Origin of the sequence: Mycobacterium sp. 94-17 (genome assembly GCF_035617725.1) — a bacterium.
GTDB lineage: Bacteria > Actinomycetota > Actinomycetes > Mycobacteriales > Mycobacteriaceae > Mycobacterium.
Map to the genome: position 1 here is coordinate 1 of NZ_JAPIYN010000091.1, position 454 is coordinate 454.

Genomic DNA, 454 nt, shown 5'->3' on the forward strand with positions numbered 1-454 from the left:
CCCCGTTTGCGGGTTTGTTCTACAACACTGAGGGTTTGCCGTACTTCAGCATCGGTATGGGCAACAACTTCGTGCAGATCGGCAAGTCGTTGGGGATCATCGGGGGCGCGGCGCCGGCGGCGGCCAAGGCCCTGCCCGGGCTCGGTGGGCTGGGCGGGATGCTCGGCGGTGGCGCGGCCGCGGCGCATCCGGTGGCGGCGGTGGGCAGTGCGGGGTCCATCGGTGGCAAGTTGTCGGTGCCGGTGGCCTGGACGGGCTCGGGGATGCCGGCGGCGCCGACGCTGGGGCGTGCCATCCCGGTCAGCACCGTCAGCGCGGTCCCGGAGGCCGCGGGCGGTCCGGGCAACCTGCTCGGCGGCATGCCGCTGGCCGGAACCGGTGCGGCCGGACACGGCGTCGCCGGCCCCAAGTACGGATTCCGGCCCACCGTGATGGCCCGACCACCCTTCGCCGG

At 73.6% G+C, this 454-nt stretch carries 1 protein-coding gene; it reads left to right on the forward strand.

What is annotated here, in order from left to right; all coding sequences use genetic code 11:
- A partial coding sequence (locus OQ789_RS25790) for a PE/PPE C-terminal domain-containing protein (RefSeq protein ID WP_324689257.1) occupies positions 1-454 on the forward strand: 454 nt, incomplete at both ends.